This is a genomic window from Ectothiorhodospira mobilis (assembly GCF_900114895.1).
In the GTDB taxonomy this organism is placed as follows: domain Bacteria; phylum Pseudomonadota; class Gammaproteobacteria; order Ectothiorhodospirales; family Ectothiorhodospiraceae; genus Ectothiorhodospira; species Ectothiorhodospira mobilis_A.
Genome location: NZ_FOUO01000022.1, coordinates 1 through 21,456 on the forward strand (window position 1 = coordinate 1; position 21,456 = coordinate 21,456).

Here is a 21,456-nt window from a genome sequence, read left to right on the forward strand (position 1 = left end):
CTCATCCGCCACATCCCCTCTATTGCTTGAGATCGTACCGGTGACGATGGAGGATCAGTGGGGGCTATGGAATACGGGGGCTACCGGACAGGTACGAATCGTCCCCGGGGCGTTTCGTATCGGGCCCTTGCTCTGGGTTCAGTATCCCCCCGCCAGTTCCGCCGCCAGGCGGGCGGCGCCCAGGAGTCCGGCATCGGTGTCGCCGATCACCTGTACCGGCATGCGTTCCAGCAGGCGGGACATGGGGGGTTTGTCGGCGAAGGCGCGCATGAAGGTGCCGGAACGCAGGACCGGCAGGAGGCGGGGGGCGATGCCGCCGGCGATGTAGACGCCGCCGAAGGGCAGGCAGGTGAGGGCCAGGTCCCCGGTCTGGCCGCCGTAGATGGCGGCGAACAGGTCCAGGGTCTCCTGCGCCACCGGGTCCTTCCCCTCCAGACCCAGCCGGGTGATCTCCGCGGCCGGGTCTTCCGCGACCAGGGCCGCGGCCAGATCGTCGCCGGGCCGTGCCCCCTCCATCTCCACCAGAAACCGTGCGATGCGCCCCAGACCGCGGCCGCTGAGCAGGTGTTCCCGGGTGCAGCGCCCTTCGCTGCGGGTGATGTATTCCCACAGCCGGCTCTGGCGGGCATCGGCCGGGGCGAGACCGGCGTGTCCCCCTTCCGAGGGGAGGATGCGCGTGGGACGTCCGGGGGCGACGATGCAGACCCCGAGGCCGGTCCCGGCCCCCACCACCAGGCGCGGGCCCTGGAGCTGGGGGGGCGCGGATTGCAGGGGGTGCAGATGCTCGGGGGCCAGGTCGTCCAGGCTGTGGGCGATGCCCTCGAAGTCGTTGAGCAGGCCCACCCGGGGGATGCCCAGGGAGCGTTTCAGCCCCTCGGAATCCAGCTGCCAGGGGAGATTGGTGAGGCGGGCGTGTTCGCGGCCGTCATCCCGTTCCACCGGCCCGGCCAGGGCGAAGCCGGCGGCGGCGATGCGGATCCCCTCGGCCTGATGGGCGGCCAGGAACTCCCGCACCATGGGGGCCAGATCGCCGTAGGCGGCGCTGTCAAAGCGCTGCCGTGCCACGGGCACCAGGCAGTCCCGCTCCACCCGTGCCAGCAGGAGCAGGGTCTTGGTGCCGCCGATATCGCCTGCCAGGACCTCCATGAGGTGTCCTCCCCGGATCGCTTGAAGGGGCCGCCATGATGCGCGCCTGGGGTTATTGTCGCATATCCCCGGGGTCTGCCAAGCGCCCCGGCGGGCTCTTGCTGCCGGGGCGTCAGGGGGTGAGGCGGGCGCGCTTGGCCTCCAGGCCCTCCAGGAGGTGGCGGAAGGCGTCGGCGAAGGCCTCGATGCCCTCGCTCTCCAGCCGGTCGGTGACGCTCTCCAGGTCGATGCCCAGGTCCGGCAGGCCCTGGATCAGGGCACGGGCCTGTTCCAGATCCTGTTCCAGGCTGGCCTCGGCGTGGCCGTGGTCCTTGAAGGCGGCGTAGGTGGCGGGGGGCAGGGTGTTCACCGTGTCCGCACCGATGAGGGATTCCACGTACAGGACATCGCTGTAGGCCGGGTCCTTGGTGCCGGTGCTGGCCCAGAGCAGGCGCTGGGGCCGGGCCCCGGCGGCGGCCAGGCGCTGCCAGCGGGCATCGCGGACGATGCCGGTGAAATGGGCGTAGGCCAGCCGGGCGTTGGCGATGGCCAGGCGGCCGCGCATGTGCTCCACCGGCCGGCCCTCGCGGATGCGTTCGTCCAGCATCTGGTCCAGGGCGGTGTCCACGCGGCTGACGAAGAAGCTGGCCACGGAGGCGATGCGGTCCACGGGCTGGCCCTGCTCGAGCCGGGTCTCCAGGCCCTTGAGGTAGGCCTCCAGCACGGCCTCGTAGCGGGCCACGGAGAAGAGCAGGGTGACGTTGACGTTCACCCCCCGGGCGGTGAGGGTCTCCACCGCCCGCAGACCCGGCAGGGTGCCGGGGACCTTGATCATCAGGTTGGGCCGGTCCACCCGCGCCACCAGCTCCAGGGCCTCCGATACCGTGCCCTCGGTGTCGAAGGCCAGCTCCGGGGAGACCTCCAGACTGACGAAACCGTCCCGGCCTCCGGTGTCCCGGTAGGTGTCGGCGAAGGCATCGGCGGCCGCGCGCAGATCCTCCACGGCCAGGTGGTAGAAGAGGTCCAGGGTGGAGCGCTCCGGGGCCCCGGCCAGGGCCTGGCGGATGCGGTCGTCATAGAGGTCGCTGCCGGTGATGGCCTTGTCGAAGATGGCGGGGTTGGAGGTGAGGCCCCCAAGACCATCCTCGCGGATGAGGCGGTCCAGTTCCCCCGATTCCATCAGGTCCCTGCGGATGTAGTCGTACCAGACGCTCTGGCCCAGTTCGCGCAGGCGAAGCAGCGGGTTGTGTGCGGCCATGTGCTTGATTCCTCGCCGAGGGCGGAAAAAAGAATCAGTATATCGCGCCGGCAGGGCGGGGTTCGACCCCCGGCCGTTTCAGCAGGCGGCCGTGAGGCGGTTGGCGAGGGTGACGAACTCCTCCACGGATACCGTCTCCGGACGTCGTACCGGCTCGATGCCGGCCGCCTCCAGTTGCTCGGGGCTGGCCAGGCCCTTGAGGGCGTTGCGCAGGGTCTTGCGCCGCTGGGTGAAGGCCTGGCGCACCAGCCGGGCCAGCAGGGCCTCGTCCTGCGCCTCATGGGGAGGCCGGTCGAAGGGGGTCAGGCGCACCACGGCGGACTCCACCTTGGGCGGGGGGCGGAAGGCACCGGGGCCCACGGGGAACAGGGCCTCGGCACGGCAGCGGTATTGCACCATGACCCCCAGGCGGCCGTAGGCGCCGGTTCCGGGGCGGGCGGTGAGGCGGTCCACCACCTCCTTTTGCAGCAGGAAGTGCATGTCCCGGATGTGCCCCGCCTGCCCCAGCAGGTGGAAGATCAGGGGGGTGGAGATGTTGTAGGGCAGGTTGCCCACCACCCGCAGGGGGCCGGGGTGGCCCAGGCTGGCCAGGTCCAACTCCAGGGCATCCAGGGCGTGGATGCGCAGTTCGCCCACCCCCCGGCAGCGGTCCTCCAAGCGGGGGATCACGTCCCGGTCCAGTTCCACCACGTCCAGGCGGCCCAGGCGCTGTAGCAGGGGCAGGGTGAGGGCGCCCAGGCCGGGGCCGATCTCCACCATGGGGGGATCATTGGGTCGTGGGGCGATGGCCTCCACCAGGCGGTGAAGGACGCCGGGGTCATGGAGGAAATGCTGACCGAAGCGTTTGCGCGGGAGGTGTTCCAAGTGAGGGCCCTCAGGGGCGGCAGCGGTGGACGTCGTAGGTGCGCTTCCCATCGGCCATCGGGCCCCGGGGGGTGATGGTGTCCCCGCCCATCTCCGCCGCGGCGTTGCGGGCGGCGTGTTCCAGTTCCTCCTCAAGGGATTCCGGGGGACGCCGGAAGGGGCCGACCCGTTCCGCCTGGGTGGCGGTGGTGCTGCCCAGGTGCTCGCAGTCCGCGACGGCGTCGGCGGGGGCCACGCGCACCGCCTCCCCCTCGGGGCTCAGGGGTACGAAGGTGCAGCCGGCCGTGAAGAGCACGAGCAGGACGGCGGGGAGGGGGTGCCGGGGGTTCATGGGGTGCCTCCATCGCTATGGGGATCGTGGGTTTCGCCGCCGGGGGCCATGGTCAGGTGTACGGCCAGGTCCAGGGCCTCGCGCAGGCTGCCCGGGTCGGCCCGCCCGCTGCCCGCCAGGTCCAGGGCGGTGCCGTGGTCCACGGAGGTGCGCAGGATGGGCAGCCCCAGGGTGACGTTGACGGCGCGGCCGAAGCCGGCGTGCTTGAGCACCGGCAGGCCCTGGTCGTGGTACATGGCCAGGACCGCGTCGGCCCCTTCCAGGGTGTGGGGGGTGAAGGCGGTATCCGCCGGTACAGGACCGGTGAGGGACATCCCCTCGGCCCGCAGCCGCTGCAGCACGGGTTCGATGACGCGGATCTCCTCGTCCCCCAGGTGCCCGCCCTCGCCGGCATGGGGGTTGAGGCCGCACACCAGGATGCGGGGGTGGGCCAGGCCAAAGTGGATGCGCAGGTCCCGATCCAGGATGCGCAGCACCGTCTCCAGGCGTTCGGGGGTGATCTGCTCCGCCACCCGGGCCAGGGGCAGATGGGTGGTCACCAGGGCCACCCGCAGACCGCCCGCCACCAGCATCATCACCGGCAGGGGGGCCCGGCAGCGCTGGGCCAGGAACTCCGTGTGCCCGGTGAAGGGGATGCCCGCCTCGTTGATGACCCCCTTGTGCACCGGGCCGGTGACCAGGGCCTGGAAGGTCCCGTCCAGGCAGCCGTCCGCGGCCTGGGTCAGGGTCTGCAGGACGTAGCCTGCGTTGTCCGGGTCCAGGTGTCCGGGGGTGACCGGCCGCGGGGCCGTGCAGCCGGGCCAGACGTGCAGCGTCCCGGCCGGGTCCGGGCGGGGCGGGGTGGTGGGGTCCAGGGGCGTCAGGTGCAGGGGCAGGCCCAGTTGCCGGGCCCGGTCGGTGAGGACCTGGGGATCGCCCACCACCACCCGCTGAGCGGCGCTGGGTTCGGCGGCGATGCGCACCACCAGATCCGGGCCGATACCCGCCGGTTCCCCCGGCGTGAGGGCGATGCGTGGGGTTCGGGCCATGGTCCTCAGGTCCCTTCGGCGGCGGTGCGGGTCTGCCCGTCCTCCGGTTCGAGGCGGTATTCCACGTGGGACTCATCCCGCAGGCGTCGCAGCCACAACTCCAGCTGCTCCTCCCGCTTGCGCTCGTGGATCATGCGCCGTGCCAGGGCGCGCATGCGCTCCCGGGAACTGTCGTGGCTGCGGCGATCGTGCACTTTGAGTATGTGCCAGCCAAAGCGGGTGGAGAAGGGCCGGCTTACCTGCCCGGGTGGGGTCTCGTTCATCACCTCCTCGAACCGGGGGACCATCTCCCCGGGATTGACCCACCCCAGGTCGCCCCCTTCCAGGGCGCTGCCCCGGTCATCGGAATGGGCCCGGGCCAGTTCGGCAAAATCCGCGCCGTTTTCGAGGCGCTCCCGCAGGGAGATCAGGCGCTGGCGGGCCTCCTCGTCGGTGACGATTTCATTGGGGGTGATGAGGATGTGGCTGACGTGGGTCTGTCGCACCTGGGTGTCCTCGCCGCCGCGCCGGTCCACCAGCTGGACGATGTGGAAGCCGGAGGCGGAGCGGATCACGGGGCTCACCTCCCCCTCGCGCATCACCACCACGTGGCGGGCGAACAGGGTGGGCACCTCCCCGGCGGCGCGCCATCCCAGGTCGCCTCCTTCCAACGCGAAGCGCCCTTCGGAGGATTGCAGCGCCAGGCGCGTGAAGTCGGCCCCGGAAGCGGCCTCCTTGCGCAGGGCCTCGGCGCGCCGTCGGGCCTGCTCGATCTCCTCGGGACCGGCATCCTCGGGAGTGGAGACCAGCAGGTGGCGCAGGTGGTACTCCACGCCAGCGTCGATGCGCCCGCTCTCGCTGGCCAGGAACTGGTCGATCTCCTGTTCACTCACGTGGATGCGGCTGTCCACCCGGCGCTGGTGAAGCAGGGACAGGGTCATCTCGTTGCGGATCTGCTCGCGGAAGTCGGCGAAGTCGATGCCGTCTGCCACCAGGCGTTCGCGGAAGGCCGCCAGGCTCAGGCCGTTCTCCCGGGCGATGTCCTCCATGGCGTTGTTGAGGCGGATGTCGTCCACGCGGATGCCCATGCGTTCGGCCTCCTGCAGTTGCAGGCGTTCCATCACCAGGCGCTCCAGCACGGGGCGCATGAGGGTCTCCTGGGGCGGTGCCTGTCCTTCCCGGGCCTCCAGTTGGCGTTGCACGGTGTGCACCCGGGCCAGGAGCTGGCGCTGGGTGATGACCTCTTCCTCGGCTACCGCCACGATGCGGTCCAGGGGGCGCGCTGTATCGGTGGCGGCCGCCACGGTGCCCCAGATCAGGCACAGGAGGAGCAGACTAGTCGCTGTTTTCATAACCCAGGATCCCTTCACTCAGCAGTTCATCCACACCGGACCCGAGGCTGGTCAGGCCCTTGAAGATGATCTGAAAATAGATGCCGTTGCTGTATTTGTTCTCCACGCCATCGACAAGGTAGCGGCGGGAGACGACGCGTGCCCCCCAGCAGCAGGACTGGTATTCCAGGCCCACCAATTCTTCCAGGTCCCGTTCGTCCCGCAGGCTGTAGGCCCAGCGTCCCACGGCGCTCCAGCGCTCCGACAGGGGCCAGGCGAAGGAGAGGTCCCCCTGGCGCAGGATGTCTTCCCGGTAGCGGTGGCTCAGGTTCAGGATTCGTCCACCGTCCCGGTACCTGATCTGGACGCTGCCGCGCTCGGTTCGTTCCCGCTGGGGATCCCATTGTGCGGCGGCATTCAGGCGCCAGCCGGGGGCGGGACGCCAGGCAAGCTCCCCCACCAGGGAGGAATGGGCGCGGTCGATGGGTGCCAGCCCCGGGGTCAGGCGCACCCGCTGGTCCGACAGATAGTGGATCTGCCCCAGTCTGGCGCGCAAGAGTTCCTCGGCGGTGGCGGGGTCGATGATGCGGGTGGTGATGGCCGTGGTGAGGCGATTGCCGTCGGCCACCCGGTCGGGGCCGCTGAAGCGGGCGCTGCGAAAGAGTTGGTCGAAGCTGAAGTCGTAGGCCGAGGTGTCGAAGCGGGGGATCGTGTCCTGATCCCGGTAGGGGGTGTAGGTGTAGAAGATGCGTGGCTCCAGGAGTTGCAGGTATTCCCCGCCCAGGCTGCGTTCGAAGAAGAGCCCGCCGTCCAGGCTGAAGGTGGGCAGCTCCCGCTGCAGGTGGTCTCCGGTCTGGGCGGGGGCGTCCTCCAGGGCATAGTGGGTGAAGCGGTAGGACAGTTTCGGGTCGAGGAACCAGGCCGGACCGCGCAGGGGCAGGCTCAGGGTGGGTTCCAGATCGGTGCGCCGCGCGGTCACGCTGTCCTCCCGCTCGAAGGCCACCCACTCGGCCTGCAGGTCCAGGTTGGCCTGGCCGGGCAGGTTGGACCAGTGACCCCGATAGAGCAGCTGCGGCAGGCGCTGGTAGGGTTTACTGTTCGGGCTCAGGTACTCGTCCAGGGACTGGAAGTCCTCCACACGGGCGGTCAGATTCCAGTTCCCCCCCCGGTAGCGCAGGTCCGCCCGCCGCTGCAGATGGGTGCTGCTGGTGTCGTTCAGGGAACTGCCCAGGTCGTCGAAGTAGTTCGGGTCGGAGACGTCGGCCCCTTCGGTGTGAAAGCGCAGCCGGGGGGTGAGGGTCCAGTCGTGCTCCCAGGACACGTAGCTGCGGTCGTCCCCTTCGAGGCGGTCCTCGGGTAGATAGTCCACCTGCATCTCGCCCGCACCCCGGGGCTCCAGGTAACGGAATTCCGTCTTGAGCATGGTGCCGCGGCGGCCGATGAAGCGGGGCGCGATGGTGGCGTCCCGGTTGGGGGCCAGGTTCAGGTAGTAGGGGATCACCAGGTCCAGGCCGGTATTGTTGGCGTTGCCGAAGCTGGGCAGGAGCAGGCCGGACTGGCGCCGGTCATCGATGGGGAAGTCGATCCAGGGGGTATAGAGCAGGGGGACGTGGTGAAAGCGCAGGAGTACGTTTCTGGCGGTGCCGCGTCCGCTTTTCTGGTCCAGGTCCACCTTGCTGGCACTCAGCAGCCAGTCCTGCCGCCCCGGATCGCAGGTGGTGAAGGTGGCCCCCTCCAGGTGGAATCGGTTGTCCCCTCGGGGGGCGATCACCCGGGCCGCGCCCCGGGCGTGACGGGGGAGGTAGCGGTAGCGCCCCTGCTCAAACCGCCCGCTCTGGTCCTCCAGATTCAGGTACCCCCCGGTACTCTCCAGCAGGAAACCGTCGGCGTCGCTGAATCGAACCCCGCCCCGGGCGATGGCGATGCCGCTGCTGCGATCGTAGATCACCTGATCCGCCCACAGGCTGCGCCGGCCCTGGTGGATCTCCACCTCACCTTCGAGATGCATGCGCCCCTGCTGGTCCAAGCGGGCCTGGTCCGCGAGGACGCGGACGCGTTCCTCGGACCCCTCGGGGGGGCGCGATTGCGGGAGGGGGGATTGCGGTTCGCACAGGGCCCAGGGGTCTGCGGCCGCCGGGAGGGCGAGCCCCATCAGACAGGGCAGGAGCAGCAAGTGTCGGTACACCGTGGCCAGTCCGGGATCCGCGTTGGCTGGGGCCGCCTTGCGCGGCAGGGTGTAAGGAGGCGGGGGGTCTGTGGAACCCCCCGCGGGGTGGGGCGGCGTCTTAGGCCTTGTCCCCGGTCTCCTGCAGGATGCGGGAGACGGCGTTGAAGATGTCCTCGATCTCGCCCTCACCCTTGACGCTCTTGAGCAGCCCCTTGTCCTGGTAGTATTCCACCAGGGGCTGGGTCTGGGTCTCGTAGACCTTCAGGCGGTTGCCGATGGTCTCTTCGTTGTCGTCGGCACGGTGTTGGAGCTCACCGCCGCAGAGGTCGCAGACGTTCTCCTGGCGCGGCGGGTGGGTGAACTTGTTGAAGACGGCGCCGCAGGAGGCACAGGTGAGCCGGCCGGTGAGGCGCTGCATGAGGATCTCGAAGTCCACATCGATGAGCAGGGCCACATCCAGCGGCTGGTTCAGGTCCGCCAGCATGTCGTCCAGGCTCTGGGCCTGGTTGAGGTTGCGGGGGAAGCCGTCCAGGATGTAGCCGCGCTCCGTGTCCGGCATGGCCAGGCGCTCGCGGATCATGCCCAGGACGATGTCGTCGGGCACCAGCTGTCCCGCATCCATGGCGGCCTTGGCCTGCTGCCCCAGGGGGGTCTCGGCGGCGACGGCGGCGCGCAGGAGATCGCCGGTGGAGATCTGCGGGATCTTGTATCGCTCCATGATCAGCTTGGACTGGGTGCCCTTGCCGGACCCCGGTGCGCCCAGAAGCACGATGCGCATGGTAGGTTCCCCTTGGATTTGGCTTTGGATTTGAGGGCTTGAAGGCAATAGGCGGAGACTTATACCCGCTCAGCGGCGGCCCACGCAAGCGCCGCTGCCTGCTCCCGGCCTTTTCGCGCGGTCTCACGTCGGTATAATGCCGCTTTCTGATTCATCCACTTACGGAGCCGCAGCCCTATGAATATAGACAAGATTCCCGCCGGCAAGGATGTGCCCAACGATATCAACGTGATCATCGAGATCCCGGCCCAGGCTTCGCCCGTGAAATATGAGGTGGACAAGGACAGCGGGGCGCTGCTGGTGGACCGTTTCATGGCCACGCCCATGTTCTATCCCTGCAACTACGGCTTCGTGCCCCACACCCTCTCCGACGATGGCGACCCGGTGGACGTGCTGGTGATGACCCCGCACCCGCTGCTCAGCGGCAGTGTCATCCGTTGCCGGCCCGTGGGTATGCTCAATATGACCGACGAGGCGGGCGAGGACGCCAAGCTGCTGGCCGTGCCGGTATCCAAGCTCTACCCCGAATACGACGGCATTCAGGGTCCGGACGATGTCTCCCCGCTGCTGCTGGAGCAGATCCGGCATTTCTTCGAGCACTATAAGGAACTCGAGCCCAACAAGTGGGTCAAGGTGCAGGGATGGGAAGGGGCCGATGCCGCCCGCGCCGAGATCGAGTCCTCCATCCGCAGGTTCCAGGAAAAGGGCTGAAGCCGGAACAGCCGCCGTGGGGCCGGAGCGGTCCCGCGGCGTCCCCCTTGCTGAAACCGAATCCCCATGTCCCTGCGCCAGCCCCTCAAGAATCACCATCAAGAACAGCGTCTCTTCCTGACCCGGGTGGTGATCGTGGCGATCGGGGTCGTGCTGATCTTCGCCGTGCTGGGGGTTCGCATGGGGCTTTTGCAGGTGGTGGGGCACAGCCATTTCGCCACCCTGTCGCAGAACAACCGGGTGCGTCTGGAGGTGCTGCCCCCGCCCCGGGGTCTGATCTATGACCGCCATGGCCGCCTGCTGGCCGAGAACCGTCCCGCCTACCAGCTGGAGGTGATCCCCGAGCAGGTGGACGACATGGACGATACCCTGGAGCGCCTCTCCCGCATCATCCCCCTGAGCGATGTCGAGATCCGGCGTTTCCGCAGCCTGCTGGAGCGCAAGCGGGCCTTCCAGTCGGTGCCCCTCAAGCTCAATCTGGATGAGGATGCCCTGGCGGATTTCGCGGTAAACCGGCACCGCTTCCCCGGGGTGGATGTGCATGCCCGGGTGGCCCGCCATTATCCCCAGGGGGCCGCCATGGCCCATGTGGTGGGCTATGTGGGGCGCATCAATGAACGGGAACTGGCCGAGGTGGACGCCGATCGCTATGCCGGTACCACCCATATCGGCAAGACCGGCGTGGAGCGCCACTACGAGTCGGTGCTCCATGGGGAACCCGGTTATCAGAAGGTGGAGGTGAACGCCCAGGGCCGGGTGCTGCGGGTGTTGGAACGCCATCCGCCCAAGCCCGGGCAGGACTTGGTACTTGGCATCGATGCGCGCCTGCAGCGTGTGGCCCAAGAGGCTCTCTCCGGCCACACGGGGGCGGTCGTGGCCATGGATCCCCATAGCGGGGAGGTGCTGGCCATGGTGAGCCTGCCCGGTTTCGATCCGAACCGGTTCGTTCACGGGATCTCCTTCTCCGCCTACGATGCCCTGCGCAACGACCGTCGGCAGCCGTTGTTCAACCGGGTCCTGTCGGGTCAGTATCCCCCGGGGTCCACCCTCAAGCCGTTGATCGCCCTGGCGGGACTGGAATATGAAGTCGTCCGTGCCAGCGAGGTGATGCATACCCACGGCTATTACACCCTGCCCAATCACTCCCGCCGCTACAGCGACTGGAAGAATCATGGCTCCGTGGATATGGACAAGGCCATTACCCAGTCCTCGGATGTCTACTTCTATGATCTGGGCCATGAACTGGGCATCGATCGTCTCTCCGGCTTCCTGGCCCGCTTTGGACTGGGGCAGCGCACCGGCATCGACAGCACCGGGGAGCGGCCCGGGATCCTGCCTTCCCGGGAATGGAAACAGACCACCCACAACCAGCCCTGGTATCCCGGTGAGACCCTGATCACGGCCATCGGCCAGGGGTACATGCTGACCACACCGATGCAGATGGCCTCCGTGACCGCCACCCTGGCCACCCGCGGGAAGCGGGTGCAGCCCCGCCTGCTTCGGGGGTATGCCGATCCCGACGGGGATATGGCGCGCCCCGTTCACCCCGTGCCCCTGCCCCGGGTGGAACTGGATGATCCCGCGAACTGGGAGCCGGTACTGGAAGCCATGGAACACGTGGTGCACCAGCGCAATGGCACCGCCCACGGGGCCATCGGTGACGACCTGGGCTATCGCATGGCGGGCAAGACGGGCACCTCCCAGGTCTTCAGCCTGGCGGAGGGTGAGGAATACGATGCCGAGGAACTGGCCTTCTATCTGCGGGATCACGCCCTGTTCATCGGTTTTGCCCCGGCGCAGGATCCGCGCATCGCCGTGGCGGTGGTGGTGGAGCACGGCGGAAGCGGCGGGGCCGTGGCCGCACCGGTGGCCCGTCGCGTGATGGACGCCTATCTGCTGGAGGAGGCCTCCTGATGTATGACGCCACAGCCGGTCAGGAGGGTACGGCGGGGCGGCTGCTGCAACGCCTTCTGCATCTGGATCTCATGCTCGCCGCGGGATTGCTGCTGGTGCTCGCCTTGGGGTTCGTGGTGCTCTACAGTGCCAGCGGCGGCAATCCCGACATGCTCTACCGCCAGGGGGTGCGCGCCGCGCTGGGGCTGACGGTGATGCTGGTGCTGGCCCGTTTCCCCCATCCCCATCTGTGCCAGGGATCCCCGTGGATCTACTTTCTGGTAGTGCTCTCCCTCCTGGTGGTAATGTTCTTCGGCCAGGTGAGCAACGGGGCGCAGCGCTGGCTGGATCTGGGGCTGTTCCGCTTCCAGCCCTCGGAGCTGATGAAGCTGGCCATGCCCATGATGCTGGCCTGGTACTTCTCCGAGCGCCCCCTCCCGCCCCGTCCGCGGGAGCTGGCGGTGGCCGGGGTGATCATGGCCGTGCCCGTGGTGCTCATTGCCCGTCAGCCGGATTTGGGCACGGCCCTGCTGGTGGCCGGTTCCGGCCTGGTGGTGATCTTTCTGGCGGGGATCCGCTGGCGGATCCTCATGGGCCTGGCGGCCGCGGGGCTGGCGATGGTGCCGCTGCTGTGGCATTTCATGCGCGACTATCAGCGTCAGCGTGTGCTCACCCTGCTCAACCCCGAGAGCGATCCCTTGGGGGCCGGGTATCACATCATCCAGTCCAAGATTGCCATCGGTTCCGGCGGGCTCTACGGCAAGGGCTGGCTCAACGGTACCCAGTCCCAGTTGGAGTTCCTGCCGGAGCGCTCCACCGACTTCATCTTCGCGGTCTTCGCCGAGGAATTCGGCCTGTTCGGTGTCCTGGTGCTGCTGGCGCTGTATCTGTTTGTCATCCTGCGGGGCCTGGTGATCGCCGCACGCGCCCAGGACACCTACGCCCGCCTGCTGGCGGGGAGCCTGAGTTGCACCTTCTTCATCTATGTGTTTGTCAACATGGGGATGGTCTCGGGGCTGTTGCCGGTGGTGGGGGTGCCGCTGCCCCTGGTAAGCTACGGTGGCACCTCTATGGTGACCCTGATGGCGGCATTCGGTATGCTCATGTCCATCCAGTCCCATCGCAGACTCCTGGCCCGATGACGCCCCGCCCTGTACCGCGAACCACCCGCCGCCTTCGTCTGATGGCCCCGCTGCTGCCTTTGCTGCTGGCCATGGCCGGGGGGGCATCCCTGGCGCAGGAGGCACCGCTGGCCGGTGATCCCCCCTACCTGCAGCGGGACGAGGTGCAGGCCTTCGTGGGCGCCCTGGCCGAGGAGGGATTGGACCCGGACTGGGTGCGTGCCGTGCTGGCCTCGGCCGAGCCCCGGCAGCGGGTCCTGGATCTCATCTCCGCTCCGGCGGAGGGCAAGCCCTGGCACCAATACCGGCCCATCTTCGTCACCCCCCGACGCATCGCGGCGGGTGTGGAATTCTGGCAGACCCATGAACGCACCCTGCTACGGGCCCAGGAGCGCTACCGGGTGAATGCGGAGATCCTCGTGGCCATCATCGGGGTGGAGACCTTCTATGGCCGTCACCAGGGCAGCATCCCGGTGCTGGACGCCCTGGTCACCTTGGGCTTCGACTACCCGCCCAGGGCCCGTTTCTTCCGGTCCGAACTGGGGCATTTCCTGCACCTGGTGCGGGAGGAGGGGCTGGATCCCCGGGAGACCCTGGGATCCTATGCCGGCGCCATGGGGCGCGGGCAGTTCATCTCCTCCAGCTACCGGGAGTATGCCGTGGACTTCGACGGGGACGGGCGGCGCGACCTCATGGACTCCTGGCCCGACGCCATCGGCAGCGTGGCCCATTACTTCCATCGCCATGGCTGGACCATGGGGGCCCCTGTGGCGATCCCGGCGCGGGTGGAAGGGGAGGACTACAAGGACCTGCTGGGGGGTGGCTATCGCCCGCGCCTTACCCTGGATCAGCTGCGCCAGCACGGGGTGCGGCCCGCCGAGGGCGTGGATCCCCAGGCCCGCTTCTCCCTGATCCAGTTGGAGACGGTCGAGGGGCCCGAGTTCTGGCTGGGTCTGGATAACTTCTACGTCATCACTCGCTACAACCGCAGCCCCCTCTATGCCATGGCGGTGCTGCAGCTCTCCCGGGAAATCCTCCGTGCCCGGGAGGAAGGGGAGGGGGCATGATCGGGCCAAAGGGCGGGTTCGGTGCCCTGGTTGCCCTGTTCCTGGCCGGTTGCGCCGGTGCCCCCATCGGCGGTGACGGCGCCCCGCATCCGGAGCGGGTCCCGGACCTGTCCGCGGTACCCGAGCCCACCCCCCGGGCCGAGCCCCGCAGCCGCTACGGCAATCCGGATCGCTATGAGGTCTTCGGCCGGGTCTACCATACCCTGGATACGGCCCGGGGCTATCGGCAGCGGGGGATCGCCTCCTGGTACGGCACCAAGTTTCATGGGCGGCGCACCTCCAGCGGGGAACCCTATGACATGTATGCCATGACCGCCGCCCATACCACCCTGCCCCTGCCCACCTATGTACGGGTGACGCACCTGGAAAACGGGCGCAGCGTGGTGGTCCGGGTCAACGACCGGGGGCCCTTCGTGGACGACCGCATCATCGATCTGTCCTATGCCGCGGCCCACCGTCTGGGCATGCTGGAGGAGGGCACGGCACCGGTGCTGCTGGAGGCCATCGACCCCGCACCCCGCACCCTGGCCGTGGAGGAGGGAGGGACTGCGCCGGTGGCGGCAGCAGACAGGTCTGCTCCGGAGTTCGGCCCCGGCGCAGGGGCCGCCACCCCCATGGAAGGGGCGGACCGAGGCGGGCATCTGATCCAGGTGGGGGCCTTCGCCAGCCGCGACAATGCCCGGCAACTGCAGGCACGCCTCCAGGCCCGTGGCCTGGGACCGGTGTCGGTCACCGAACATGCCGGGTCCGGGCAGTCCCTGTACCGGGTCCGTATCGGGCCCGAACCGGACGGGGAGCGGGTCCTGCACATGGTGCGCACCCTGGAGGCCATGGGGCTAGGCCGATACCACGTGATCGCCGACTGAGTCCCGGTGCATGGGCCCGGGGGCCTGGTATCATGGCGGCCCCGAACGACTCCGAAACCCCATCGAGAACCGCTGAAGGATCATGATGAAACGCCTGATACCTTTCCTGCTCCTGTTGTCCCTGCTCTGGCCCGCCTTTGCCGGGGCCGTCGCCCTGCAGGTGCCGCCGCCGTCGGACCTAACGGCGCGAAACTATATCGTCATGGAAGCCGCCAGTGGCAGCGTCCTGGCCTCGCGGGATCCGGACCAGCGGGTGCCTCCGGCGAGCCTCACCAAGCTCATGACCGCCTACCTGGTGTTCAAGGAACTGGAAAAGGGCAGTCTGACCCTGGACACCCCCATTGAGGTGAGCGAGAACGCCTGGCGCACCGGCATGACCGGGGCCTCACGCATGTTCATCGAGGTGGGTGACCGGGTCCGCGTGGAGGACCTGCTCAAGGGGGTCATCGTGCAGTCCGGCAACGATGCCTGTGTGGCCCTGGCGGAGCGGGTGGCCGGTACCGAGGGGGCCTTCGTGGACCTGATGAACGCCCAGGCCCGGGCCCTGGGCATGGAGAACACCCATTTCGCCAACAGCCATGGCCTGCCTTCCGAGGGGCAGCAGTATACCTCCGCGCGGGATATGGCCCGGCTCATGCGAGCCCTGATCCGGGAGTTTCCGGAATACTACCGCCGCTTCTATTCCCTGCGCAGCTTCACCTACAACGGCATCAGTCAGAACAACCGCAATCTGCTGTTGTGGCGGGATGATTCCGTGGATGGCGGCAAGACCGGATGGACCGAGGAGGCCGGCTATAACCTGGTCTCCTCCGCAAAGCGCGACGGCATGCGCCTGATCGTCGTGGTCATGGGCATCGATGCCCCGGATCATCGCCAGGGCGGTCGCTTGCGGGCCAGCGAGTCCCAGGCCCTGTACAACTGGGCCTTCCGGCAGTTCGAGTCCCACAGGATCTACGAGGCCGGCCAGGCCCTGACCCGGGCAAGGGTGTGGAAGGGGGAAGCCAAGGAGGTGCCCCTGGGGCTGACCGAACCCCTGTACGTGACCATCCCCAAGGGCCGCTATGAAGACCTGCAGGCCCAGACGGAACTCACGGGGCGGCTGATGGCCCCGGTGCAGGAGGGCCGGCGCTACGGCCGGTTGCGCGTCACCCTGGACGGTACATCGGTGGCCGACCGCCCTCTGGTGGCCCTGGAGCCGGTGGAGGAGGGGGGCTGGTTCCGGCGCATGCTGGACACCGCCTGGCTCTGGGTCTTCTGATGCCGCCCATGGCCTATCCTTCCCATCCGCATCCCAAGGACAGAACATGACTGCCCACAAGACCCTCTTTCTCAACGGCCGCTATCTCCCCGAGGGGGAGGCCAGCGTGTCGGTCCTGGACCGGGGATTCCTCTTTGGGGATGGGGTCTACGAGGTCATCCCCGTCTTCGGCGGCCATCCCTTCCGCCTGGATCAGCACATGGACCGACTCGTCCGCAGCCTGGCGGAGGTGCGCATCCCCGATCCCTATGACCGGGAGGAATGGATAGCGGTATTCCAGCGCCTGCTGGAGGAGAACCCGGGCGGGGACCGCAGCCTCTACATCCAGGTGACCCGGGGGGTGATGGCGCGCCGGGACCATGCCTTCTCCGAGGGGCTTTCCCCCACGGTGCTGGTGATGGTCAGCCCCATCATCCCGCCGGACCCGGCGGTCCTGGAGCAGGGGATATCCGCCGTGGTCCTGGAGGACCACCGCTGGTCCCGCTGCGACATCAAGGCCATCACCCTCTTGCCCAACGTCCTCGCCCGGCAGCAGGCGGTGGAATGGGGCGCCACGGAGGCCATCCTGGTGCGCAACGGCCAGGCCATCGAGGGGGCCGCCAGCAACCTGTTTCTTGTCGTGGACGGCGTGGTGGTGACCCCTCCCAAAGACCGTCAGCTGCTGGCCGGGATCACCCGGGATCTGGTGCTGGAGTTGGCCGGGGAGGCGGGCATACCGGTGATGGAGGCCCCCATCCCCGCCGACCGTCTGCGCGAGGCCAGCGAGATCTGGCTCACCAGTTCCACCCGCGAGATCCTGCCGGTGACCCGTCTCGACGGGTCCGCCGTGGGGGATGGCCGGCCCGGCCCGCTCTGGGCGCGGATGCATGCCCTCTACCAGGACTACAAGGCGCGGCTCAGGGAGGGTGGGGCATGAGCAGCGAAACCCCGGTGGAAGATCTCTTCCCCTGCGCGTTTCCGGTGAAGGTGATGGGGGCGGCGGTGCCCGAGTTCCAGCAGCGGGTGCAGGAGATCGTGCGCCGTCACGCCCCGGAGGTGCAGGAGGGGGATTTCACCACCCGCAGCTCCCGGGGCGGTCGCTACTGCGCCCTCACCGTGGTGGTCCAGGCCCGCAGCCGTGAGCACATGGATGCCCTCTATCGGGAGCTGAGCGCCTGTGAACTGGTGACCATGACCCTGTGAGCCACGGGATGCACGACGATCCCGGGGCGCTTCGGGTGCGCCGTTTGGGGCGGGCGGACTATCTCCCCGTGTGGCGGCGCATGCAGGCCTTCAATCAGGAGCGAGGTGCCGCCACCGCGGACGAGCTTTGGCAGGTGGAGCATCCGCCGGTGTTCACCCTGGGGCTCAACGGCCGCCGTGAGCACCTGCTGGATCCGGGAGATATCCCGGTGCTGGCGGTGGACCGCGGTGGGCAGGTGACCTACCACGGTCCGGGGCAGGTGGTGCTCTATCTGCTGCTGGATCTGCGTCGCCAGGGGCTGGGGGTGCGGGCCCTGGTCAGTGCCCTGGAGAACGCGGTGATCGACTACCTGGCCGGATGGGGGGTCGCCGCCCAGGCCCGGGCCGATGCCCCGGGGGTCTATGTGGACGGGGCCAAGATCGCGGCCCTGGGGCTGCGTGTCCGCCGCGGCGGCAGCTATCACGGCCTGGCCTTCAACCTGGATCCGGATCTGTCCGCCTTTGAGCGCATCAACCCCTGCGGCCACCGCGGCCTGGTCACCACCTCCCTGGCGGCCCTTGTGGCCCATCCCCCCCCATGGTCCGAGGTGGCGGACGCGCTCACCGCTTGCCTGGCGGTGCGGCTGGGGCGGACCTTGGCCTGGGAGGGGGGGCGCGCGAAGGGACGGATCTGTAGGTCTTTATAGGTATTCCCGCCAGTGGCGGGGCCGGTGATCCCGGCAGCCATGGTCCTGGTGGCGGTAGAGGTTCACGAAGATGCGCTGCGCGGCCCCCTGGAGCGTCTCGGGTCGGGTTTCCAGGCCCAGGTTCGCCCGGATGGTGTCCTCGTTGTACTGGTACAGGGCGCGGCGAAGCTTGGCCAGCAGGCTGTTGTCCAGCTGGAAGCCCACTTCCGTCAGGGCCTGTTCCAGTTCCACATAGGTGATCTCGCGCACGTCGTAGGTGACCACGAGGCGATGGCCGTCGGGGGCATGCACCTCGCGGATGCGGGGCACCTCCCGCAGCATGAGCCAGGCCCCCTCTGCCTGTGCCTGGGGGTCCTGCGGCCCGCGGAACGCCAGTTCCCGCCGGCGGATGTAGGCGGTATCGGATTCCATGGCCCCATGCTAGCGGGCCGTCGGGATTATGCAAGATAAAATATAGGGTCTTTGTTCAGGTTGACCCATGGGGCGGCAGGCGGCCCCGGCCAACCCGATCCCGTCCCCCCAGGTCCTGCAGGGTGGATACCGACGTGAAGCCGGCCCCTGCCAGCAGGGCCCGCACCGCCGCCCCCTGATCGGCACCGTGTTCCAGCAGCAGCCATCCCCCGGGCAGGAGATGGGCGGGGGCTCCCGCCGCCAGGAGGCGCAGGTCCGCCAGGCCGTCGTCCCCGGCGATGAGGGCCTCGGCGGGCTCGTGACGCAGCGCCTCCAGGTGGGGGTCTCCCTGGGCCACATAGGGCGGGTTGGAGACCAGGACATGGAATCGTGCCCCCGCCAGGGCCTCGAACCAGTCCCCCTGCAGGAAGCGGATCCGCTGCGCAAGGCCCAGGCGGCGGGCGTTTTCTCGGGCCTGCGTAAGGGCCCGGGGGCTGCGGTCGGTGGCGGTGATCGCGGCCTGTGGGCGTTCCCGGGCCAGGGCCAGGGCGATGGCCCCGGAGCCGGTGCCCAGGTCGGCTACGCCCCAGGCCTGCCCTTCGGGGATGCACCCCAGGGCCGCCTCCACCAGGGTCTCGGTGTCCGGCCGCGGCACCAGCACCCCCGGCCCCACCGTCAGGGGCAGGGACCAGAATTCCCGGGCGCCCAGGAGGTAGGCCAGCGGTTCCCCGGCGGCACGGCGACGGGCCCAGGCCCGGGCACGCCGGATGGCGGCATCGGGTGCCGGGTCGCCGCCGTGGGCATAGAGCCAGGCCCGGTCCCGTTCCAGGGCGGCGGCCAGCAGCAGGCGGGCCTCCGCCGCCGGGGCCTGGGTGTCGGCCAGGGTGTGGCGGGTCTCGGCCAGCAATTCGTCGACGGTCATGGGGCTCTTCCGCGGGCGGTGCCGCCCGGCGGGGTCAGTCCTCTGCGGCCAGGGCGGCCAGTTGTTCGGTCTGGTATTCCTGCAGCAGGGGCTCGCTCACCGGGTCCAGGTCCCCGGCCAGGATGGCCTCCAGCTTGTACAGGGTGAGGTTGATGCGGTGGTCCGTCACCCGTCCCTGGGGGAAGTTGTAGGTCCGGATGCGTTCCGAGCGGTCACCGCTGCCCACCAGGCTCTTGCGGGTGGCGGACTGTTCGGACTGGCGTTTGTGCTCCTCCATCTCCAGCAGCCGTGCGGCGAGGAAGCTCATGGCCCGGGCCCGGTTCTTGTGCTGGGAGCGCTCCTCCTGGCATTCCACCACCAGGCCGGTGGGCAGGTGGGTGATGCGCACGGCGGAGTCGGTGCGGTTCACGTGTTGCCCGCCGGCGCCGCTGGCGCGGTAGGTGTCCACCCTCAGGTCCGCCGGGTTGATCTCCGGGGCCTCCACCTCGTCCGGCTCCGGCATCACCGCCACCGTGGCGGCGGAGGTGTGGATGCGGCCCTGGGATTCCGTCTCCGGCACCCTCTGCACTCGGTGGGCGCCGGACTCGAACTTGAGCCGGCCGTAGACCCCCGCGCCGCTGATGCGGGCGATGATCTCGCGATAGCCGCCGTGTTCCCCCTCGCTGGCGGAGAGGACCTCCATGCCCCAGCCCCGGGCCTCAGCGTAGCGGCTGTACATGCGAAAGAGATCCCCGACGAAGAGGGCGGCCTCGTCGCCGCCGGTCCCGGCGCGGATCTCCAGGAAGGTGTTGCTGCCGTCATGGGGATCCCGGGGGATGAGCAGGCGTTGCAGGTCCGCCTCCAGAGATTGCAGCCTTGCCTCGGCGGCGTCGGCCTCTTCCCGGGCCATGGTGCGCACATCCGGGTCCGGATCCCGGGCCATCTCCCGCGCCGCCTCCAGGTCCCCCCACGCCGCGTGGTAGTCATTCCAGGCTGCCACGGTGGGTTCCAACTGGCTGTATTCCACCGAGTAGCGGCGGAAGCGGTCGGGATCGGCGATGATCTCGGGGTCGGCCAGCAGGGCCCCCAGTTCCTGGAAGCGTTCCGCGATGCCTTCCAGCTTGCGGCGGATGGCGTCTTTCACGAATCGGACGAGCGGCCGCCGTCCCCGGCCTCCGGCAGGTTGAACAGGGCGTGGGCCGCGTCGATGAGCTCCAGCTTGCCCTCGCGGGCGGCCTGGTTCATGTTGTGGCAGGGCTCGTGCAGGAGCTTGTTGGTGAGGGTGTGGGCGAGAAAGCCCAGGGCCTCCTCGGCGGACTTGCCGGCGGCCACCATCTGCAGGGCCTTGTCCAGGACCTCCAGCTGGATGCTGTGGGCCTTGCCGCGGTAGGCGCGAATGGTGCTCACCGCATCCTGGGCGCGCAGCCAGCCCATGAAGGAACTCACCTGGGATTCGATGATCTCCTCGGCCTGCTGCGCCGCTTCACGGCGGGACTGCAGGTTGTCCTGGATGACCTCTTCCAGGTCGTCCACGGTATACAGATAGACATCGTCCAGGCGTCCCACCTCGGGTTCGATATCCCGGGGCACGGCGATGTCCACCATGAACATGGGGCGGTGCTTGCGGGCCTTGAGGGCCCGTTCCGCGGCCCCTTTGCCCAGGATGGGCAGCGGGCTGGCGGTGGAGGAGATGAGGATGTCCGCCTCCGGCAGCCGAGAGGGGATCTCCGGAAGGGTGATGATCTCGGCGTCGAATTCCTCCGCCAGGGGCCGGGCGCGCTCCACGGTGCGGTTGGCCACGATGATGCGGCCGATCTGGTGGGTCTTGAGATGGCGGGCGGCCAGTTCGATGGTCTCGCCGGCACCGATCATCAGGGCCGTAAGGGGCTTCATGTCCCCCCAGATCTGGCGCGCCAGGGAGACGGCGGCGAAGGCCACGGAGACGGGGCTGGAACCGATGGCCGTGGAGGTGCGCACGTTCTTGGCCACGGAGAAGGCATGCTGGAACAGGCGGCCCAGCTGACGGCCCACGGTGCCGGCGGAACCGGCGGTCTGATAGGCCCCCTTGAGCTGGCCCAGGATCTGGGGCTCTCCCAGCACCAGGGAATCCAGGCCGCAGGCCACACGCAACAGGTGACGCACGGCATCGGCGTCCTGGTGGCGGTAGATATAGGGCTGGATCTCGCTGGGCTTGAGGCGGTGGAAATCGCTCATCCAGTGCAGGACGCGATCCGCCGGCTGATGGTCCTCCGAACGGAAGTAGATCTCCGTGCGGTTGCAGGTGGAGAGGATGGCGGCCTCCTCCACAGGGGTGGACTGGGTGAGCCCGCTCAGGGCCTCCTCCATCCGGTCGGGCGAGAAGACGACGCGTTCGCGGATCCCGACGGGGGCCGACTTGTGGTTGACTCCGAGAGTAAAAAGCATCGCTCGTGAAGACCTGGTGAATAGCGTATTCTGCGCCAGCATTGAAGTCATGACAAGTTGCCCCGGATTTCAACCCTTTGAGTCCGCTTGGAAAAC

21 protein-coding genes are annotated in these 21,456 nt (G+C 68.6%); 9 read left to right on the top strand and 12 right to left on the bottom strand.

The window, feature by feature from the left end; translation table 11 throughout:
* Nucleotides 1-138: 138 nt before the first annotated feature.
* The 8 genes from glk to BM214_RS11650 all read right to left on the bottom strand — a co-directional run bounded on the left by glk (nucleotide 139) and on the right by BM214_RS11650 (nucleotide 8,861).
* A complete protein-coding gene (gene glk, locus BM214_RS11615) occupies nucleotides 139-1,146 on the bottom strand; it encodes a glucokinase (protein WP_090487417.1) in 1,008 nt (335 codons plus the stop codon).
* 112 nt (nucleotides 1,147-1,258) lie between these two features.
* Nucleotides 1,259-2,383 (bottom strand): transaldolase, encoded by a 1,125-nt coding sequence (gene tal / locus BM214_RS11620; protein WP_090487420.1) that lies wholly within the window; start codon nucleotides 2,381-2,383, stop codon nucleotides 1,259-1,261.
* Between the two features lie 78 nt (nucleotides 2,384-2,461).
* A complete protein-coding gene (gene rsmA, locus BM214_RS11625; RefSeq protein ID WP_177217667.1) occupies nucleotides 2,462-3,298 on the bottom strand; it encodes a 16S rRNA (adenine(1518)-N(6)/adenine(1519)-N(6))-dimethyltransferase RsmA in 837 nt (278 codons plus the stop codon).
* Nucleotides 3,258-3,578 (bottom strand): DUF4156 domain-containing protein, encoded by a 321-nt coding sequence (locus BM214_RS11630; protein ID WP_090487426.1) that lies wholly within the window; start codon nucleotides 3,576-3,578, stop codon nucleotides 3,258-3,260. Before BM214_RS11630 ends, rsmA begins: the two co-directional genes overlap by 41 nt.
* Nucleotides 3,575-4,606 (bottom strand): 4-hydroxythreonine-4-phosphate dehydrogenase PdxA, encoded by a 1,032-nt coding sequence (pdxA, locus tag BM214_RS11635; protein ID WP_090487429.1) that lies wholly within the window; start codon nucleotides 4,604-4,606, stop codon nucleotides 3,575-3,577. The genes BM214_RS11630 and pdxA overlap by 4 nt, the downstream gene beginning before the upstream one ends.
* Before the next feature lie 5 nt (nucleotides 4,607-4,611).
* Complete coding sequence (locus tag BM214_RS11640; RefSeq protein WP_090487432.1) at nucleotides 4,612-5,937, bottom strand: peptidylprolyl isomerase; 1,326 nt, start codon at nucleotides 5,935-5,937, stop codon at nucleotides 4,612-4,614.
* Nucleotides 5,921-8,068: an LPS-assembly protein LptD gene (locus BM214_RS11645; protein ID WP_090487493.1), complete on the bottom strand. Its 2,148-nt coding sequence runs from the start codon at nucleotides 8,066-8,068 to the stop codon at nucleotides 5,921-5,923. The genes BM214_RS11640 and BM214_RS11645 overlap by 17 nt, the downstream gene beginning before the upstream one ends.
* A gap of 133 nt (nucleotides 8,069-8,201) precedes the next feature.
* The gene (locus BM214_RS11650) at nucleotides 8,202-8,861 is read right to left on the bottom strand and encodes an adenylate kinase (RefSeq protein WP_090487435.1); all 660 of its coding nucleotides are present in this window, start codon (nucleotides 8,859-8,861) and stop codon (nucleotides 8,202-8,204) included.
* Nucleotides 8,862-9,038: 177 nt separating this feature from the next.
* Here BM214_RS11650 and ppa point away from each other — a divergent pair, with 177 nt between their 5' ends.
* From ppa to lipB, 9 genes are all read left to right on the top strand, one after another.
* The gene (ppa, locus tag BM214_RS11655; protein ID WP_090487437.1) at nucleotides 9,039-9,572 is read left to right on the top strand and encodes an inorganic diphosphatase; all 534 of its coding nucleotides are present in this window, start codon (nucleotides 9,039-9,041) and stop codon (nucleotides 9,570-9,572) included.
* A 66-nt stretch (nucleotides 9,573-9,638) separates the two neighbouring features.
* Nucleotides 9,639-11,486, top strand: coding sequence for a penicillin-binding protein 2 (mrdA, locus tag BM214_RS11660; RefSeq protein ID WP_090487440.1), 1,848 nt, complete (start codon nucleotides 9,639-9,641; stop codon nucleotides 11,484-11,486).
* Entirely contained in the window at nucleotides 11,486-12,607 is a 1,122-nt protein-coding gene (gene rodA / locus BM214_RS11665) for a rod shape-determining protein RodA (protein ID WP_090487443.1), read from the top strand. The genes mrdA and rodA overlap by 1 nt, the downstream gene beginning before the upstream one ends.
* Entirely contained in the window at nucleotides 12,604-13,653 is a 1,050-nt protein-coding gene (gene mltB / locus BM214_RS11670; RefSeq protein ID WP_090487446.1) for a lytic murein transglycosylase B, read from the top strand. Before rodA ends, mltB begins: the two co-directional genes overlap by 4 nt.
* Entirely contained in the window at nucleotides 13,650-14,519 is an 870-nt protein-coding gene (locus BM214_RS11675; RefSeq protein ID WP_090487450.1) for a septal ring lytic transglycosylase RlpA family protein, read from the top strand. Before mltB ends, BM214_RS11675 begins: the two co-directional genes overlap by 4 nt.
* A gap of 82 nt (nucleotides 14,520-14,601) precedes the next feature.
* Nucleotides 14,602-15,777, top strand: coding sequence for a D-alanyl-D-alanine carboxypeptidase family protein (locus BM214_RS11680; protein ID WP_090487453.1), 1,176 nt, complete (start codon nucleotides 14,602-14,604; stop codon nucleotides 15,775-15,777).
* Between the two features lie 46 nt (nucleotides 15,778-15,823).
* Nucleotides 15,824-16,693, top strand: a complete 870-nt coding sequence (locus BM214_RS11685) for a D-amino acid aminotransferase (protein ID WP_090487456.1) — start codon at nucleotides 15,824-15,826, stop codon at nucleotides 16,691-16,693.
* Nucleotides 16,690-16,959: a YbeD family protein gene (locus tag BM214_RS11690; protein ID WP_090487459.1), complete on the top strand. Its 270-nt coding sequence runs from the start codon at nucleotides 16,690-16,692 to the stop codon at nucleotides 16,957-16,959. The genes BM214_RS11685 and BM214_RS11690 overlap by 4 nt, the downstream gene beginning before the upstream one ends.
* Nucleotides 16,960-16,967: 8 nt before the next feature.
* The gene (gene lipB / locus BM214_RS11695; protein WP_090487462.1) at nucleotides 16,968-17,645 is read left to right on the top strand and encodes a lipoyl(octanoyl) transferase LipB; all 678 of its coding nucleotides are present in this window, start codon (nucleotides 16,968-16,970) and stop codon (nucleotides 17,643-17,645) included.
* On the opposite strand, the gene BM214_RS11700 is transcribed toward lipB, so the two are convergent.
* The 4 genes from BM214_RS11700 to hemA are packed head-to-tail and all read right to left on the bottom strand — an operon-like array spanning nucleotide 17,640 to nucleotide 21,360.
* Nucleotides 17,640-18,056, bottom strand: a complete 417-nt coding sequence (locus tag BM214_RS11700) for a hypothetical protein (protein ID WP_090487465.1) — start codon at nucleotides 18,054-18,056, stop codon at nucleotides 17,640-17,642. The two genes, lipB and BM214_RS11700, sit on opposite strands and share 6 nt — an antisense overlap.
* A gap of 55 nt (nucleotides 18,057-18,111) precedes the next feature.
* Nucleotides 18,112-18,957, bottom strand: coding sequence for a peptide chain release factor N(5)-glutamine methyltransferase (gene prmC, locus BM214_RS11705; RefSeq protein WP_090487468.1), 846 nt, complete (start codon nucleotides 18,955-18,957; stop codon nucleotides 18,112-18,114).
* A 34-nt stretch (nucleotides 18,958-18,991) separates the two neighbouring features.
* Nucleotides 18,992-20,080, bottom strand: coding sequence for a peptide chain release factor 1 (gene prfA, locus BM214_RS11710; protein ID WP_090487470.1), 1,089 nt, complete (start codon nucleotides 20,078-20,080; stop codon nucleotides 18,992-18,994).
* Nucleotides 20,077-21,360 carry a glutamyl-tRNA reductase gene (gene hemA / locus BM214_RS11715; RefSeq protein WP_090487472.1) on the bottom strand — a complete coding sequence of 428 codons (1,284 nt, stop codon included), beginning with the start codon at nucleotides 21,358-21,360 and terminating at the stop codon, nucleotides 20,077-20,079. Before hemA ends, prfA begins: the two co-directional genes overlap by 4 nt.
* Nucleotides 21,361-21,456: the final 96 nt, after the last annotated feature.

Bases quoted from the DNA above. Each gene is read 5' to 3' on its own strand.
- glk (WP_090487417.1), bottom strand. From the start codon at position 1,146: ATGGAGGTCCTGGCAGGCGATATCGGCGGCACCAAGACCCTGCTCCTG.
- tal (WP_090487420.1), bottom strand. From the start codon at position 2,383: ATGGCCGCACACAACCCGCTGCTTCGCCTGCGCGAACTGGGCCAGAGC.
- rsmA (WP_177217667.1), bottom strand. From the start codon at position 3,298: ATGGGAAGCGCACCTACGACGTCCACCGCTGCCGCCCCTGAGGGCCCT.
- BM214_RS11630 (WP_090487426.1), bottom strand. From the start codon at position 3,578: ATGAACCCCCGGCACCCCCTCCCCGCCGTCCTGCTCGTGCTCTTCACG.
- pdxA (WP_090487429.1), bottom strand. From the start codon at position 4,606: ATGGCCCGAACCCCACGCATCGCCCTCACGCCGGGGGAACCGGCGGGT.
- BM214_RS11640 (WP_090487432.1), bottom strand. From the start codon at position 5,937: ATGAAAACAGCGACTAGTCTGCTCCTCCTGTGCCTGATCTGGGGCACC.
- BM214_RS11645 (WP_090487493.1), bottom strand. From the start codon at position 8,068: ATGGGGCTCGCCCTCCCGGCGGCCGCAGACCCCTGGGCCCTGTGCGAA.
- BM214_RS11650 (WP_090487435.1), bottom strand. From the start codon at position 8,861: ATGCGCATCGTGCTTCTGGGCGCACCGGGGTCCGGCAAGGGCACCCAG.
- ppa (WP_090487437.1), top strand. From the start codon at position 9,039: ATGAATATAGACAAGATTCCCGCCGGCAAGGATGTGCCCAACGATATC.
- mrdA (WP_090487440.1), top strand. From the start codon at position 9,639: ATGTCCCTGCGCCAGCCCCTCAAGAATCACCATCAAGAACAGCGTCTC.
- rodA (WP_090487443.1), top strand. From the start codon at position 11,486: ATGTATGACGCCACAGCCGGTCAGGAGGGTACGGCGGGGCGGCTGCTG.
- mltB (WP_090487446.1), top strand. From the start codon at position 12,604: ATGACGCCCCGCCCTGTACCGCGAACCACCCGCCGCCTTCGTCTGATG.
- BM214_RS11675 (WP_090487450.1), top strand. From the start codon at position 13,650: ATGATCGGGCCAAAGGGCGGGTTCGGTGCCCTGGTTGCCCTGTTCCTG.
- BM214_RS11680 (WP_090487453.1), top strand. From the start codon at position 14,602: ATGATGAAACGCCTGATACCTTTCCTGCTCCTGTTGTCCCTGCTCTGG.
- BM214_RS11685 (WP_090487456.1), top strand. From the start codon at position 15,824: ATGACTGCCCACAAGACCCTCTTTCTCAACGGCCGCTATCTCCCCGAG.
- BM214_RS11690 (WP_090487459.1), top strand. From the start codon at position 16,690: ATGAGCAGCGAAACCCCGGTGGAAGATCTCTTCCCCTGCGCGTTTCCG.
- lipB (WP_090487462.1), top strand. From the start codon at position 16,968: ATGCACGACGATCCCGGGGCGCTTCGGGTGCGCCGTTTGGGGCGGGCG.
- BM214_RS11700 (WP_090487465.1), bottom strand. From the start codon at position 18,056: ATGGAATCCGATACCGCCTACATCCGCCGGCGGGAACTGGCGTTCCGC.
- prmC (WP_090487468.1), bottom strand. From the start codon at position 18,957: ATGACCGTCGACGAATTGCTGGCCGAGACCCGCCACACCCTGGCCGAC.
- hemA (WP_090487472.1), bottom strand. From the start codon at position 21,360: ATGCTTTTTACTCTCGGAGTCAACCACAAGTCGGCCCCCGTCGGGATC.